This window comes from Gardnerella sp. c11Ua_71, assembly GCF_055818025.1.
Genome location: NZ_JARFVR010000003.1, coordinates 203,020 through 219,201, shown reverse-complemented (window position 1 = coordinate 219,201; position 16,182 = coordinate 203,020). Strand labels below are relative to the sequence as shown.

At 47.2% G+C, this 16,182-nt stretch carries 17 protein-coding genes; 3 read left to right on the top strand and 14 right to left on the bottom strand.

Features of this window, described 5'->3' with window-relative positions:
• The first annotated feature begins 389 nt into the window (after positions 1-389).
• Positions 390-707, top strand: a complete 318-nt coding sequence (locus P0106_RS03435; RefSeq protein WP_473730443.1) for a DUF6725 family protein — start codon at positions 390-392, stop codon at positions 705-707.
• A 239-nt stretch (positions 708-946) separates the two neighbouring features.
• Here P0106_RS03435 and P0106_RS03430 read toward each other — a convergent pair whose 3' ends face one another.
• From P0106_RS03430 to sufB, 9 genes are all read right to left on the bottom strand, one after another.
• Complete coding sequence (locus P0106_RS03430; RefSeq protein WP_004113420.1) at positions 947-1,786, bottom strand: ParA family protein; 840 nt, start codon at positions 1,784-1,786, stop codon at positions 947-949.
• 53 nt (positions 1,787-1,839) lie between these two features.
• The gene (locus P0106_RS03425; RefSeq protein WP_472997825.1) at positions 1,840-2,859 is read right to left on the bottom strand and encodes a site-specific tyrosine recombinase; all 1,020 of its coding nucleotides are present in this window, start codon (positions 2,857-2,859) and stop codon (positions 1,840-1,842) included.
• Positions 2,860-2,874: 15 nt separating this feature from the next.
• On the bottom strand, positions 2,875-3,942 hold the full coding sequence (locus P0106_RS03420) for a prephenate dehydrogenase (RefSeq protein ID WP_473730442.1): 1,068 nt from the start codon (positions 3,940-3,942) through the stop codon (positions 2,875-2,877).
• Positions 3,936-4,964: a prephenate dehydratase gene (locus P0106_RS03415; protein WP_101887675.1), complete on the bottom strand. Its 1,029-nt coding sequence runs from the start codon at positions 4,962-4,964 to the stop codon at positions 3,936-3,938. The genes P0106_RS03420 and P0106_RS03415 overlap by 7 nt, the downstream gene beginning before the upstream one ends.
• Before the next feature lie 91 nt (positions 4,965-5,055).
• Positions 5,056-5,490, bottom strand: a complete 435-nt coding sequence (locus P0106_RS03410) for an alcohol dehydrogenase (RefSeq protein WP_101887676.1) — start codon at positions 5,488-5,490, stop codon at positions 5,056-5,058.
• A gap of 21 nt (positions 5,491-5,511) precedes the next feature.
• Positions 5,512-7,437, bottom strand: a complete 1,926-nt coding sequence (gene typA, locus P0106_RS03405) for a translational GTPase TypA (protein ID WP_101886560.1) — start codon at positions 7,435-7,437, stop codon at positions 5,512-5,514.
• A 161-nt stretch (positions 7,438-7,598) separates the two neighbouring features.
• The gene (gene sufC, locus P0106_RS03400) at positions 7,599-8,375 is read right to left on the bottom strand and encodes a Fe-S cluster assembly ATPase SufC (RefSeq protein ID WP_004113429.1); all 777 of its coding nucleotides are present in this window, start codon (positions 8,373-8,375) and stop codon (positions 7,599-7,601) included.
• A gap of 11 nt (positions 8,376-8,386) precedes the next feature.
• Positions 8,387-9,676: a Fe-S cluster assembly protein SufD gene (sufD, locus tag P0106_RS03395; protein WP_473730441.1), complete on the bottom strand. Its 1,290-nt coding sequence runs from the start codon at positions 9,674-9,676 to the stop codon at positions 8,387-8,389.
• Positions 9,676-11,235, bottom strand: coding sequence for a Fe-S cluster assembly protein SufB (gene sufB, locus P0106_RS03390; protein ID WP_004117361.1), 1,560 nt, complete (start codon positions 11,233-11,235; stop codon positions 9,676-9,678). The genes sufD and sufB overlap by 1 nt, the downstream gene beginning before the upstream one ends.
• A gap of 232 nt (positions 11,236-11,467) precedes the next feature.
• Between sufB and P0106_RS03385 the strand changes: the two genes are divergently transcribed.
• Both P0106_RS03385 and P0106_RS03380 read left to right on the top strand, forming a co-directional pair.
• Positions 11,468-11,731 (top strand): type II toxin-antitoxin system RelB/DinJ family antitoxin, encoded by a 264-nt coding sequence (locus P0106_RS03385; protein ID WP_004113434.1) that lies wholly within the window; start codon positions 11,468-11,470, stop codon positions 11,729-11,731.
• Positions 11,724-11,984, top strand: a complete 261-nt coding sequence (locus tag P0106_RS03380) for a Txe/YoeB family addiction module toxin (RefSeq protein WP_004113436.1) — start codon at positions 11,724-11,726, stop codon at positions 11,982-11,984. Before P0106_RS03385 ends, P0106_RS03380 begins: the two co-directional genes overlap by 8 nt.
• A 9-nt stretch (positions 11,985-11,993) precedes the next feature.
• Here the strand turns inward: P0106_RS03380 and P0106_RS03375 are convergent, their stop codons facing one another.
• The 5 genes from P0106_RS03375 to P0106_RS03355 all read right to left on the bottom strand — a co-directional run bounded on the left by P0106_RS03375 (position 11,994) and on the right by P0106_RS03355 (position 16,138).
• Positions 11,994-13,067, bottom strand: coding sequence for a tyrosine recombinase XerC (locus tag P0106_RS03375; RefSeq protein WP_473730440.1), 1,074 nt, complete (start codon positions 13,065-13,067; stop codon positions 11,994-11,996).
• Between the two features lie 42 nt (positions 13,068-13,109).
• Positions 13,110-14,006, bottom strand: coding sequence for a ribonuclease III (rnc, locus tag P0106_RS03370; RefSeq protein ID WP_174190870.1), 897 nt, complete (start codon positions 14,004-14,006; stop codon positions 13,110-13,112).
• Positions 14,007-14,116: 110 nt separating this feature from the next.
• A complete protein-coding gene (rpmF, locus tag P0106_RS03365; RefSeq protein ID WP_004113441.1) occupies positions 14,117-14,311 on the bottom strand; it encodes a 50S ribosomal protein L32 in 195 nt (64 codons plus the stop codon).
• Between the two features lie 250 nt (positions 14,312-14,561).
• Complete coding sequence (locus P0106_RS03360) at positions 14,562-15,206, bottom strand: YceD family protein (protein WP_065189531.1); 645 nt, start codon at positions 15,204-15,206, stop codon at positions 14,562-14,564.
• Positions 15,207-15,208: 2 nt separating this feature from the next.
• Positions 15,209-16,138, bottom strand: a complete 930-nt coding sequence (locus P0106_RS03355; protein ID WP_246979672.1) for a hypothetical protein — start codon at positions 16,136-16,138, stop codon at positions 15,209-15,211.
• Positions 16,139-16,182 lie beyond the last annotated feature (44 nt).

The following is a 16,182-nucleotide window of genomic DNA, read 5'->3' as shown; positions in this document are numbered from 1 at the left end:
GAATAGTTTTATGTAGTAGGTGAAGTGTTTTGCGTGACCTGCGTGTCGTAAAACCACAACATCTTGTGGTTCGGATGCGCACTGACCACAAATCGCCAGCTATGTAGTGCGATTGTACTGAATTTCAGCGTTTTTGATACAAACGCACTACATAAAAGCTCTCAGGCAGGTCGTCGCGCAAACTCGGGAAAGCAGATCATTCGTTCGAGCACTGCAGAGTATTGCAAAACGTTACGAGTTTGATAGCACTGCGATACAATTAACAAAGTCAAAGCAAAACACACGGCAAATAACGCGAATACACAAATAACACGGAAGGCAGCACTACGATTAGCTTAATTAGGCGGCAGATTCTGCCAGAGTTTATACCAGTTGGCGCACGAATTGTTGTGCGAACATACAAAGTCGCGCAATTAGGCGGCGACGAAAGATTGCAAACCAATTGCAACGCACAAACAAACAATGGCAGAACAGAAACAGCTGGCAGCGAGCAAGCAAACAATGACAATGCTCAAACAGGCAATGGCAGCGCGCAAAAAATCGAATACCACGACGCGATTGGTCACGTAATCAGCTGGGACGGAGCAACATTGCATCTTATGCGAGATGCGGCAGCAAACGGAAGCCGACCCGAGCAAGAAATGTTCATTGACGCGCGCACAATCGTGCGATTAAAGCCCGTGCCCGAGCGCAAACATCGCAGCTAATCTACGCAAGCTATGTAGTGCGATTTTACCGAATTTCAGCGTGTCGTACCGCGTGCTACGCTTTAAGCAAAAAGGCAGGTCGTCGCGCGAGAGAATGTTGCTCTAATTGGCGTGTCGAGCAACAAAAAGCGGAAAGTTTTCCCGACTTTGTAGCTCAAAACCACAAAATCAACAACAAAAAGCGGAAATATCGTTCGCGCACTACAGCGCAATGCGAAGGCAGATCGTCACGCAAAGCGCTATTCAACAACGCCGTTAGAAATCAGCTCGCGCGCAACCTCGCGATACTCCTTAGCAGTCTTATGCTCAGGAGCAAAAATCGTAATCGGAACCGCCGCAACAGTGGAATCTGGCAGCTTAATCGAACGCGAAATAACAGAATGCAGCACGCGCCCCTGGAAAGCCTCGTAAATCCTTTGCAAAACCTCTTCGCTATGCAAAGTGCGCGTAAACATAGTAACGAGCACGCCAAACACTTGCAAATCTGGGTTAATTCTGTGCTGCACTTTTTCAATCGACTGCATAAGCAGCGCAACGCCTCTAAGCGCAAAGAACTCCGCAGCAACAGGAATAATCACACCATCCGCCGCCGTAAGCGCGTTTACAGTGAGCAAGCCAAGCGAAGGCTGGCAGTCAATAATAATAACGTCGTATTCGTTACGAACTTTGCGCAACACGCCAGCCAAAATCTGCTCGCGACCAACCTCGGTAACAAGCTGCACCTCTGCAGCAGAAAGATCAATGTTTGCAGGCATAACGTCAATGTTTTCGGTGGCAGTGTGACGAATCACATCGTGCACGTCTACAGAAGAATCAAAAAGCGCCGTATAAACCGTGTTATCAAGCGCGTTCGCATTAATCCCAAGCCCCACCGTTGCAGCGCCTTGCGGATCGAAGTCAACAATTAAAACTCGCCTACCGTATTGACTCAACGCACCAGCGATATTGATGGAGCTGGTGGTTTTACCAACGCCACCCTTCTGGTTACACATAGCAATAATGCGCGCAGGACCGTGCGTTGTAAGCGCATCGGGCGCGCGGAAAGTCTCATATTCGCGTCCAAGTAAATCAGTAGGCATAAACTTCAGTCTATCAAAAGGTATGTTCAGTGAATCGATGCGTCGTTGTGTATCTATCTCGCGCGCGGATGACTCATAACATACGCCTCCATAAGCGCATCTGGGCTTATATGCGTATAAATTTGCGTTGTTGTAACGGACGCATGACCAAGCAGCTCCTGCACAGTGCGCACATCGGCTCCGCCCGAAATCAAATGCGTTGCAAATGAATGTCGAAGCGTGTGCGGATGCAATTCTTTGCCAATTTTAGCCATTTTGCCAGCACGCGAAATCGCCTCCCACGCGGATTGACGAGATAGCGATTTGCCACGTTTGTTGAGGAAAATCACGTGAGTATTAGCAGATTTTGACGATGAGTTTAAGGGTGACTTGAGTCGCGACTTTACTTGCGACTTTGCGGTTGCTGGCGACTTTTGCGCGCGACTTGCAAGAATAGGTCTTGCGTTAGCTAAATAATCGCGCAACGCACGTACCGCGCACTTTCCAATCGGCACGAGTCTCTGCTTTTGTCCCTTGCCACTAAGCCGCACAACTGATTCCGTCAAATCAATATCCTCGAATTTTAGTCCAACCGCCTCGCTCACACGCGCGCCAGTCGCGTACAAAAATTCCACAAGCGCACGGTCTCGAAGCGAGACAGCATCCGTGCTACCAAATCCGCCAGCAGCATCGATTACGCGCTCCACTTCGCTAATGCTGAGCACGTCTGGAAGATGCTCCGCTTGCTTTGGCGCTTTGACTTCTGCAGAAGGGTCGCTTGCGATTTGCGCGTTGGAAAGCATGAATTTGTTCCACTCGTGGATGCTTGCGATTCGCCGCGCAATCGTGCGAGGCCCTAAGTTTTGCGATGCCATTGCTTGTGATGACATTGCGCGCACGTATTCTTCAATATCTAGTTGCGTGATTTCATTAACATCGTTTATTTTTCGGGCTTCACGCAGCCAGTTCGTGTATTTTGTAAGATCCGACTCGTAGGCTTCAACGGTTTTGGGAGAAAGCCCACGCTCCACGCTTATGTGGTTTAGAAACTGCTGGATTTTTGGGGAAAATGGTGATTGCTGCGATTCGGTCATATGTGCCGCTCTAATCTACCACTTCGAGTTGCGTAATGCGCAAGCAACCGCAGAATCGCTAAACGCCACGCCAACAATCTGCTCGCCGCTTTGCGCGCTTTGAATCAGCTGACTTTGCCAATCACCTGCACAATCAAGTGCAAATCGAAGCTCGCGCAAATCGCCAGCCGACTTATCGCAAGCAACCGCGCGCTCCTTATACTTGTATTCGCGCCAAGAATCAGCCTTAGCAAAAAACGCGCGCTCATCGTAAGCAACCGCCGAATCGCCATCGCTTCCCTCAAGCATCTTCTTCGCAAAACTCAACTCCTCAATCACACTCCCAAGCAAATCCGCCACATTTCGCCGATTTTCCACAACCATTGCACGCGTGCGATCTGGATCCGTAAGCGCCACTCGTGTCATATCTCGCCAAGAACCAGCCGACATTTGCAACGCAACATTGCGATTTTCGCTTCCGCACAAAACGTTCGCCAGCGCTGTAGCAACAACGTGCGGCATGTGCGAAATCAGCGCCGCCGAAGCGTCGTGTATAGAATCGTTCAACACAAGCGCGCGATTGCCACACAACGCCACAATAACGCGCAAAACCGCCAAAAACCGCCAAAAATCACTGCTCTCATCAACGCTAACTGCCCAAAGCGCGCCGCGCAGCAACTCCGCGCTCGACGCCTGCCAACCCGTAAACTCGCTTCCAGCCATAGGATGCGCGCCAATGTAACAATCGCCAAGCCCCGCGGCCTTAACCTGCTCGCGCACAAGCCCCTTAACGCTACCAACATCCGTCAAAGTAGTGCGCTGCTTGTTGATTCCGCGCGAAATCTCGCCAAGAACTTCTGGCATAGCAGCAAGCGAATTGCACAAAATCAAAACATTTGGCTGCATGCGCGCAAGATCCGCAACGCTTTCAACGCAAGTGATTCCAAGCGCCCTCGCCTCTTTATACATTGTTTGATGGCGATTATACGCGTACACTTTGCAAGAGCCAGTCGCCGCCAAGCGTTTTGCGATTGAACCTCCAATAAGCCCAAGTCCTACAATACCAACAGAAAATTTTTGAGAAAATTCAGCATCTTCTACCATAATAATTCTCTTTCTGCACGCATTACATTCAAAGTACTCAAAACATCAGCCAAAGCCTCATCCGAAGCCTCAATGCACACTCCACCATTTGGCAGCATCCAATCATTCATAACTGGATTCTTGCGATTATCAGAAGGGTACACTGCTAAAACTCGAACCCAATCACCATGTTTAACAACTTCTTGAATCATAGCTTTACACGTAGAATCCCAAGGAGCAGAATCAACAGTTGCAATAAAACTATATAAACCATCCTGACCTTTAATCGGCCTAGACATAAAAGAAGTCATATTAAGCCCATGATCGCGCACAACATCAAGCAAATTTGCTAATACTCCAGCACCTGTAGAACGCGGAATAAAAGCAATAATCGAAGAAAAAGATGAATAGCTTTCGCGCTGCATATTAACAAAACTTAAAGCCTCATCTCTAGGAGCTAACACTAAAAACTCAGTTCGCGCGCCAGAAAAATCTTCAACAGCTTCGCTCACAATCTGCCTATTGTATAAATCAGCACAAATTTTAGGGCACAAAGCAACTTCGCCAGGAACTAAATCCCTACAAGCAGCAGCGTTTGAAGACGCAGTTTTTTCTTTCAATCCATGCTTTTGAGCAAACTTACGGCATTGTGCCAACGCGTGAGGATGAGCAACAATAGTCGAACAGTTATCGATTGAATCCGACTGGCAAACAACAGCATCAAAACTTATATCAACGCCCACGCGCGCAATGCCAACCATATTTTTTGCATCAATTAATAAATCTAAATTAGGTATTACTACGCCTTCAATATTGTTTTCCCACGCAATAATACCTAAATCGTGACAATCTTCAATTTTGCTAGCGATATTACAAATATTCTCACACGCAGTTGGAATAAGACGCAAAGCACCTAACGATTTACAGTGCTCTTTAACTTTTAAAGCCGCTTGATGAGTAAAAGAACCTTCTGGCCCTAAATAGCATAATTTACGAGCATTATTACTGTTCTTATTGCTATTCATGACTATATTGCTATTCATGACTATTCCTCAAACTACTTTAAGACTATAAGACTAAGACTATAAGACTAAGACTACCTTACACTGATTTGGCAGCACTTATTTAGCGCCACTATTTAGCATCAGAGATAACAAAGAATTTATTAGGGATAAAAAGCAAAACTACGTGAGCGATGATAATACCATAAAGCCAAAAATATCCAGCATTTTGCGCAATCCACGGAAGATTATCCACGCCAAAGCCAATGGCAACTAGCACGCCATTAAACGCGCCAAAAATCCTAAACAATCCAAGCGCAATCATCCACACAACCGAACAGCACACAATTGCGTGCAAAATAAAACCAAACATGCCGCAAAGCATGCGAGCAAAACACGCGCTCAAAGTAACAAGCAAAAGCGCGATTATAAGCCCGTACGGAAAATCGTACATAGCGCCCATTCGATGCGCAAAAGTGCCCAAAACCGCGCAAAATACCGCTAAAACGCATGAAGCCGCACACTTGCTAGCAAATAGCACAGAATGCGACTTTATGTTAAACATCATTTTGAGAAATATTTTAAACAATCACGCAGCGTTGTTGTTCTGTCTACGCTGCTTAGCACGCCACTTATACCATTCATCACGGCTCAAAATGATCTTGCGCACGCGAATCGACTCAGGCGTAACTTCCACACACTCATCTTCGTTAGCAAAGTCAAGCGACTCTTCCAAGCTCATCTTAATTGGTGGAGTCAAAGTCTCAAGCACATCTGCTGTAGAAGAACGCATGTTAGTCATATGCTTAGCAAGCGTAATGTTAACGTCCAACTCGTCTGGCTTATTGTTAATACCAACGATTTGGCCTTCGTAAACAGGGCTTTGCGGATCCACAAAGAACACGCCACGAGCTTGCAAACGCTGCATAGCATAAGGAGTAGCAACACCCTTACGATCGCAAACCATAGAGCCATTTTGACGAGTTACAATCTGACCAGCCCAAGGCGCGTATCCTGCAGAAATAGAGCTTGCGATACCCGTTCCGCGAGTTGCAGAAAGCAAAGCTGTACGGAAACCAATAAGACCGCGAGAAGGAACAGTAAATTGCAAGCGAATCCAGCCAGATCCGTGATTGCTCATAGAATCCATGCGACCCTTGCGATCCGCCATAAGCTGCGTAACAGTACCCATGTATTCTTCTGGAACGTCAATCGTAGTGTTTTCCATAGGCTCGTTAATTTGACCGTCAATCGTCTTAGTAACAACTTGAGGACGACCAACTGTAAGCTCGTAGCCTTCGCGACGCATTTGCTCCGCCAAAACTGCCAACGCCAACTCGCCACGACCCTGAACTTCCCAAGCATCTGGGCGGTCTGTTGGAAGAACCTTAATAGACACGTTACCAATAAGCTCGCGATCAAGCCTATCCTTAATCATACGCGCTGTAAGCTTGTGATCCTTGCCTTCTGTGCCAGCAAGCGGCGAATCGTTAATGCCGAAAGTCATAGAGATAGCTGGATCGTCAACGTGAATCAATGGAAGAGGCTTTGGATCATTCTGATCCACAATCGTCTCGCCAATCATAATGTCATTAACGCCTGCAACTGCAACGATATCTCCAGGACCTGCAGATGCAACAGGAGTGCGCTCCAAGCCTTGCGTGCGCAAAAGCTCAGAAACGCGGAAGTTTTCAATCGAGCCATCTACACGAGAAAGCCCGTAAGTCTTACCCTTTTCCAAAGTGCCATTGTAGATTCGCACTAAACCAAGACGACCCAAGAAGTCAGAGGAATCGATGTTTGCAACATGAGCCTGAAGAGGTGCGCCTTCCTCGTATTCTGGTGCTGGAATGTTGGAAATAATAGAGTCAAAAAGCGGCTCCAAATTATCATTGTCTGGCAAACCGCCGTTTTCTGGCTGATTCAAGGATGCATAGCCAGCTTTTGCAGCGCAATAAATCACAGGCAAATCAAGAAGCGAATCAATATCTAGGTCGATTCCTTCCTCAACAACGTCTTGTGCAAGACCGAGAAGCAAATCTGTAGCTTCGCTCACGACCTCGTCAATACGCGCGTCTGGACGATCCGTTTTGTTAACGCATAAAATCACTGGCAACTTTGCCTCAAGAGCCTTGCGTAGAACGAATCGAGTTTGCGGAAGTGGACCTTCGGAAGCGTCAACAAGTAACACAACGCCATCAACCATGGAAATGCCGCGCTCTACCTCGCCACCAAAGTCGGCGTGACCTGGGGTATCAATTACGTTGATTGTGATTCCCTCTGGGTGACCGTACTTTTCTGCGAGCGGACCAGTGTATTGTACAGCAGTGTTCTTGGCAAGAATGGTGATGCCTTTTTCGCGCTCGAGGTCGTTGGAGTCCATTACGCGGTCTGGCACTTCTTCTCGCTCAGAGAATACGTGCGACTGCTGAAGCATGGCATTTACGAGCGTTGTTTTACCATGGTCAACGTGCGCTACGATTGCCACATTTCTGATATCACCGCGAACAGTCATTACAAACCTCTTCCGTTTTATTTAGCCAAACCTAGACGAGTTTACTCGCGGCTTTAGACACGCCATTACATGAGAGATACTGACGCATTTTGTAGCTCGAAACGGCAAAATCAACAACAAAAAGCGGAAAACAACCGACGCGCTATATAACAGAAACCGATTCAAGCAATTGCAGATTCGCTGGCGCCTTCTGGCAAATACTTGTCGTATCCTTCTTCTTCCAGCTCGTCCGCAAGCTCTGGTCCTGCCGTCTTTACAAAGTGACCTTGCGCAAAAACGTGCACAATATCTGGCTTAATATACTTTAAGATTCGCGTGTAATGCGTAACCATCATAATGCCTAAACCAGTGCTTTCTTTGGCACGATTTACGCCTTCCGAAACAATTCGCAAAGCATCCACATCTAGTCCAGAATCAGTTTCGTCTAAAATCGCGAACTTTGGTTTTAAAATTTCTAGTTGCAAAACTTCCGCGCGCTTTTTCTCGCCGCCAGAAAATCCCTCGTTTACAGAGCGAGACGCAAACTTTGGATCCATTCTTAAGCGCTTCATTGCTTCGTTAAGCTCTTTAACCCACGCGCGCAAAGTCGGAGCCTCGCCGCTCACTTCTGTTTTTGCTGTGCGCAAAAAGTTCGTCATCGAAACGCCTGGTACCTCTACCGGGTATTGCATCGCAAGAAACAGCCCAGCTTTTGCGCGCTCGTCTGGAGTCATCTTCAAAATATCTTCGCCGTCGAGAAGCACTTGACCCGAATCCACTTCGTACTTTGGATGACCTGCCAAAGTGTATGCGAGAGTAGACTTTCCAGAGCCATTCGGACCCATAATCGCGTGCGTTTCGCCAGAATTAACTGTAAGATTTACACCCTTTAAGATTTGCTTTCGTCCTTCTTTTGTTTCTACAGACGCGTACAAATCCTTAATTTCTAAAGTTGACATGTTTCTATCTCCTATTCTTCGGTTGCTGGCGATTTTTCCGCATTTACAGACTCTGCGGCTGCTTGCGATTCTTCCGTCTTAGCTAAACGCCTCTCAATCGCAGCCATCAAATGATCTACGATTTGCGGCACGCCAATCTCCTCAATAAGTTCGTTAAAGAATCCGCGCACAACAAGCTTTCTAGCATCCGCCTCGCTAACTCCGCGAGATTGCAAGTAAAACAGCTCCTCGTCGTCGAATCTGCCTACAGAACTTGCGTGACCTGCGCCAATAATATTGCCGTTTTCGATTTCCAAATTCGGCTCCGAATCAGCAATCGCGCCAGGAGTTAACACCAAATTTCGGTTCAACTCATACGAATCCGTGCCTGGAGCTTCTGGCTTAATAAGCGCGTTTCCAACCCATGTAGAATGCGCTCCTTTGCCGTAAAGCGCGCCCTTATACACTACTCGCGACTTGCATTCTGGGTGATTGTGCACAACCATCGTGCGATGCTCAACATGCTCGCCTGGGTCAACAAAATACATGCCAAGCATGTTCAAATCGCCCTTTTCGCCGCCAAAATCCTGATCCATGCGGATTCGCACAACGTCTCCGCCAAGCGTGACCATTGTGTGACGGAGCGAAGCACCCTGCCCAACGTGAATCCTATGATTTCCAACGTGTTTGCTGCCTGAATCCCACTCTTGAATGAACGTTGTAGAAACATGCGCGTTATCTCCAAGAATGATTTCTACGCCTTCAGCAAGCTTTGCAACTCCTGTGTGTTCTACGATAATATCCGCGTTTGTGTAAGAATCAGCTTCAATCACTAAGTGCAATGCGTCAAGTGACTTCGCAGCGTCTAGCGATTGCAAGTTGTTTCCGTGAATTTGCAATATTATTGGCTTTGTAACTTCGCCACAAACATGCAAAACGTACGCCGACTTTGCAGAATTCCACGCAACAGCAGCCACGCGATCCGAAGGCTTCATCTCTGTATGCGGAGCCTCGTTTTTAGGCAAAATTTGCATCGTTACATGCGAATCGCCATCAACACCTTTTAGCTCCACAGCAACGTTGTTAGACGGCTCAAAGCTATCAAAAAACTCGGAAATTCGCTCAACTGGAGTGTATCGCCAATCTTCCTGCTGCCTAGTTGGAATCGCAAAGTCTTGCACATTAAAAGAGCGCACGGATTTATCTGCACTAGAAGGCATTGCAGCAGGAACCGCGTAAGGATCATTAGGGTCTGCTACAGGAATATTAATTTCTTTTTCCGTCATTTTATTGCCTAAATTCTTTTTCAGATCTTCGCTCATCACCCCACGGATCCTTCCATTTGCAATTCCACAAGACGATTAAGCTCCAGAGCATACTCCATAGGCAACTGGCGACTAATCGGCTCCACAAAGCCGCGCACAATCATGCCCATAGCCTCTTTTTCTTCAAGCCCTCGACTCATCAAATAGAAAAGCTGATCTTCGGAAACCTTAGAAACAGTGGCCTCGTGAGCCATCGAAACGTTATCTTCGCGCACGTCAACATGCGGATAAGTGTCGGACCTTGAAAAATCGTCAACAAGCAAAGCGTCGCACACAACTGAAGAGCTAGAGCCGCTAGCGCCCTTAACAATCTTCACAAGACCGCGGTAAGCAGAGCGTCCACCGCCGCGCGAAATCGACTTAGCAACAATCGTAGAACTCGTGTGCGGAGCCAAATGAATCATCTTCGCACCCGTATCTTGGTACTGACCGCGGCCCGCAAAGCTCAAAGACATGGTTTCTGCTTTTGCGTACGGCTCAGCAAGAATGCATGCAGGATACTTCATAGTAGCCTTGGAGCCAATGTTTCCATCAACCCACTCCATTGTGCCGCCTTCGCGCACGTAAGCTCGCTGAGTTACCAAGTTGTACACGTTATTTGACCAATTTTGCACGGTTGTGTAGCGCACGCGCGCATGCTTTTCTACAACAATCTCAACGTTTGCAGCGTGGAGCGAGTCCGTGGAATAGATCGGAGCTGTGCAACCTTCAACGTAATGCACGTACGATCCTTCGTCTGCAATAATCAACGTGCGCTCAAACTGACCCATGTTTGGCGTGTTAATGCGGAAGTAAGCCTGAAGCGGAATATCTACATGCACGCCTTTTGGCACGTACACAAACGAGCCGCCACTCCAAGCCGCTGTGTTAAGAGCCGCAAATTTGTTGTCGTCAACTGGAATCACAGTTGCAAAATACTTTTTTACAAGCTCTGGATACTTTTGCACTGCTGTATCCGTATCAACAAAAATCACGCCTTGAGATGCTAAATCCTCGCGAATCGAATTGTAAATAACTTCCGACTCGTACTGTGCTGCAACGCCTGAAACTAAACGCTTTTTCTCCGCTTCTGGAATGCCAAGCCTATCGTAAGTTTTGCGAATATCTTCTGGCAAATCATCCCAAGTTTTCGCTTGATCGTGAACTGGGCGCACGTAGTATTTAAAATCGTCTGCGTCAAAACCGCTTAAATCCACTCCCCAATCAGGCATCGGCTTTTGCAAAAACGCGCGGTAGCCTTGCAAACGAAGGTTTAGCATCCATTCTGGCTCGTGTTTGTCTGCGGAGATTGCGCGAACAACCGACTCGTCAATGCCCTTCTTTGCAGCTTCGCCTGCAGCATCCGAATCATGCCAGCCGTAATTGTACTCGCCAAATTCGGCAACAATCTGCTCGTCTTGGCGAATTTTATCTTCGTTTACGCGAGCGCGATCTGCCACGTACTGGCTCATTTCAACGTCTGCCGCGCTGGATTCTGGCGTGCTGGAGTCGTTTTGATTCGCTGCATTCTCGTTCAATGATGCGCTTGATTCAGGCTTATTTGAATCATCAACCACTGTTTTACCCTCCTATCAAGCTTATAAATCGATTATACATTTAGCCACGCAACGCACGCTCCGAGATTTTTGACTTTGCGCGATTTTGCCACCATTTTGCCACCAAACGTGACTCAAATCACATCTTTACATTCTCTGCATAAACCTTGTCTGTATAAATGAAAATAAAGAAAAATACTTTATTTTTTATTGCATTTTTATTAAAATCTTATTTAGAAAGGTGGTAATTTAGATGACAACAAATACAGTGAACATTAATTTCAAGCTAAATGCAGACGATAAACGACTTATGGAAAATGTTTGCCGAGAACTAGGGCTTTCAATGAGTGCAGCATTCACAATATTTGCTAAGAAAGTTGGAAGAGAACACAGAATACCATTCGAAGTTTCAGCAGATCCGTTTTACAATCCGGAGAATATAAGTCGTCTTAAAAAATCCATAGCACACATGGAAGAAACAGGCGGCACTATACACGAGGTTCCGCTCGATGATTAAAGCCTGGACAGATGAAGCGTGGGAAGACTTTGAGTACTGGTCTAAGCAAGATAAGAAAACTCTTAAGAGGATCCTTCAGCTTCTTAAAGATATTGATCGCAACGGATATAACGGCATAGGTAAACCAGAACCTCTGAAAGGTGATTTTTCTGGATACTGGAGTAGACGGATTGATGACTGTAACAGAATAGTTTACCGAATCGATGGAAACATAATGAGAATAGTTCAGTGCGGTTCACATTATGATAGATGATCGCAAAATCTACGCACGCGGGAAGGCTTGCGAGTAACGCTGTTTAAGAGCCTGAATAGAAACGTGCGTGTAGCGCTGCGTTGTGTTAAGCGACGAATGCCCCAAAAGCTCCTGAACCTCGCGAAGGTCCGCTCCCCCGTTGAGCATATGCGTTGCAGCACTGTGACGAAGCGCGTGCGGCGCAACGTCTGGCACGTTTGCAGCAGCTGCAGCCTCGTGAACAATGCTCCTAACAATGCGCTGGTCAATGCGCTTTGCTCGCACGCCCAAAAACAACGCTTGCGAGCTTGCGGCAGATTTTTCTTGCAGCGCACTTCTCCCACAGTCAAGCCACTTTTTACACGCTTTCGCAGCAGGAACACCGAATGGTACTACACGCTGCTTGTTTCCCTTACCTGTAACTTTTACAGTGTGATTTTCAAAATCCATATCTTGCACATTAAGACCCGTAAGCTCCCCCACACGCATGCCCGTGGCATATAAAAGCTCTAAAATCGCAGCATTTCTGAGTGCGATTACATACTCTTGTTTCGTTTTTGTTTGAGATTTTGTTTGAGATTTTATTCGCATTTTTATTTGCGACTTTAGTGGTGTATTTTCTTGATGCTCGGTTGCTGGCGACTTATCCACAGCATAATCTTCAGAACGATCCTCAGCACAATCCAATAACTTTTCCGCTTGCGCCTCGTCTAAAACCGTAGGAAGCTCATTAACAATTTTAGGTGTATTAAGAATTTGCGCAGGATTTGCGCTAATCAAACCAACGTGCGTAGCCCACGCAAAAAAGCCGCGCACAGCCACTACTTTGCGAGCCAAACTAGAGCGCGCGTGATTCTTATTAAGCCAATACATCCATTGACGCAGAACGCTTGTAGACACAGAATTTAAATCAGAAAGATCGTTTACACCACACCATTCAAGGCATTGCAAAACATCTACCCTATATGCGAGAAGAGTGCGACTTCCAAGGCCTTTATTTGAACGCAAATAATCAATATACCGATCGGATAAGTCGGAAGCTTCCGTTGACGATACCAAACCATCGTCAAATAATAAATCATTATTATTACGACTGCTAGCCATAGAACCGCCTCAAATCGCTTATATCACAGCAATCAGAAAGCTCTAATTACCGCTTTCTGAACTAGACTTACGCCTTCTATCCAACACGTGCCAAGCTTTATCTGCAGCAGCAAGCTGAGCCTTGCGCTTGCTAGAACCATCCGCCTCACCCAACAGCTCGTCGCCGCTTTCGTGTGCCAAAACCGCGCGCGCATGGAACACGGGCGCATAATCTGGGCCAGAAACCGACATCCTATATTGCGGCTCGTCAAGCCCCATCTCGTGCGCCAAAACCGTAAGCGAAGTCTTCCAATCCAAAGCTGGGCCTTCTGTAAGAACCTCCGCCAAAGTGTCGTCAATCAAACGATGCACTACAGCGCGCGCCTCGTCAATGCCATGCTCAACAAAAGTCGCGCCAATAAGCGCCTCAACAATATCGCACAAAATCGAGTCTTTTTGAGCGCCTCCATGCTCCATCTCGCCATGACCCAAAAGAATATACGGTCCAACGTGCAACTTATCTCGCGCAACCGCGCTCAAAGCCCACTCCGAAACAGCCTTAGCGCGAAGCTTAGCCAACTGACCTTCCGTCATATCTGGGTGAGCAGAAAACAGCGTTTCTGTAGAAACAAGCTCCAAAACAGCGTCTCCCAAAAACTCTAGACGCTCGTAGTTTTTAGTGCCTGGATGCTCGTGCGAAAACGAGCGATGAGTGAGCGCCTCAACAAGTAAATCTGGCGAAATCGTAGTACCGAGCGCGCGTAAAAGCTCCTGAGTAGGGTCACCATCATGAGTATGTCCGTCTTTAGAACGCGTAACACCTATGCTGCTAGTTCTAGCATTTTCTGGATGATTTGGGTTCTGATAATTGCGATTTTGAACGTCATTTTTTACATCATCTTGAATGTCATGCTGATCTTTTGTATTGTTCCCACTCATATTTTCAACATTATAGCGCATGCGTTGAAGTCGTTGATTTACAACCTCATGCAATTTCAAGCTCAATAAAAGCGTGCAAAAACACAAGAACCCTGCCACCCGTCGATGGCAGGGTTCTTTTAAAATACAACCTACTTGGTGTGCGCAGAGCGAATTGCTTCGCGATACACGCGACCGCGGAAGTTACCGCAGGTTGGGCAAGCCATGTGAGACAACGCTGGCGAACCGCAGTTCGGGCAGGTAATAGTCTGCACGGCAGAAGCCTTCCAATTGGCGCGACGCGAATGAGTATTAGCGCGCGAGGTCTTGTACTTTGGCAGTGCCATAATCTTTCCTCTATTTCGTTCAACCGATTGAGCTTAAGCGTTCTGTATATTACAGCAAGCGCCATACATTATTCAGAAACACACTACATGGCAGGTCGTGTCGTTCGCGCAGATTAGCTGCGCTCACGCCTTCGCCGCCGTAGAAGCACACCGTGCTTCTACGCTAAGCGGCTCAGCGCTCCGAATTGCCTTTTCGCGCTACGCTCTAAGCGAAAAGGCAGGTCGTCGCGCACTACGTAATTAGTGTAAATCAGCCGCGATTTTGCGAGTTTTCAAGCTTTTGCTTAAGTCCCTCAAGCGCTGCAAACCGAATATCCGTAATATCGTGATGATGATCTGGATGTTCGTTCAAGTTTTCTCCGCATTGCGAGCAAAGGCCCTTGCAATCTGGCTCACACAAAGGTTTAAGCGGCAGCTCGCTAACCATTGTGTCCCTAATCAATGCCTCGATATCAGCAAAGTCGCCTCCGCCAACCAGTGGATACACGTTTCCAGAATCGTCGCCCTCGTCCCAAATATCAGCATCTTCTAAATCATCATTATCGCCATTAGATCTATTAAATTTGGAATTATTGGAACGCGCACCACCCTTGCTTTCCACCTGTGCAAAGAACGCGCACACATCGACGCTCCAATCCCTATGCAACGGCATCAGGCATCTAGAGCACTCTGCGTGTACGCGCGCTGTAATCGTACCCTGGAACATAAGCCCATCCACTACGGAATCAAAGTTGCAGTCTACTGTAACATCGCTCCCTGGCTTCACGCCAATAACGCTGTCTCCTATACCTTCTGGCGCCGGGAAAACGCGATGCAATTGCATGCTACTTCCTGCTCGTGCCGCCATTTGCGCAACTGGTACCGCCCATAAAGACTGGGAGGGATGCGATGCCATTTTTAGTTCCTTTCTTCGCTTTCGTTTACAACTTCTCCATTAACTTGTCTGTTAATCTCGTCTTGCACATGCGCCGCCGCACGCCTGCGTTCTTCTAGAACTCGCTGACCTGCTTGAACATCCTGCTCTAGCTTGTCTAACTGCTGTTTTAAACCTTCCATAACCGTAGCACTGTACTGATCTGCACCACGCGTGAGTTTATCAGCCTTTGCCTGCGCCTCGTTTACGATTCCTCGCGCCTGATTTCTTGCAATAGCGACCACGTTTTCTTGCCCAGCCAAGAATTTAGCTCTCTCTTGTGCTTCTTCAATCATCTGAGCAGCCTGGCTTTGCGCAGAGCTTACGATTGAATTTGCTTGAGCCTGAGCCGTGCGCAAGCGCCTCTCTGCCTCTCGCATTAATGCACTCGCGCGCTCAAGTTGCACTGGTAGCATGTCTTTTAACCTAGATAAGTAGTCGCCGAATTCTTCGCGATCAATCTTTGCCATTCCAGCAGAAAACAGCACGCCTTTTGCTTCATTTAATGTGGTTTCCATTGTGTCGATTATGTCGTAAACTGTTGTGAATTCTTCACGCGACTTTGTTCGCACTTCTTCGCTTACTGTTTGCGGATTAGCGGCTTTAAACACGTTTTCTTTTTCATCTTCAAATTCTATTGCACCACCGTCTTCGCGTTCACGCAAATCTGGCATTGGGAACAAGTTTTGCGCATTATCGCCATCAACCGCAGAATCAGCAGAAGAATCGCCAGCAACCGTAGAATCGCCAGAACTATCATCCTTAGTCTTATTTGCCGCAGGCACTGCGTCGTAAGCTTCAAAAGCAGCACTGGGCGAATCATCGTTGTTTGCAATCACTGGATTTAATGGCAACTTTTGGCTGCGATTTGCCGATACTTGGCTTTCCATTGTGTCGTCTTCGTTTTCGCTCATTTTTTCTCCTTCGCTAAGTAGCTGCTCTCTGTTTCTCCTAATAA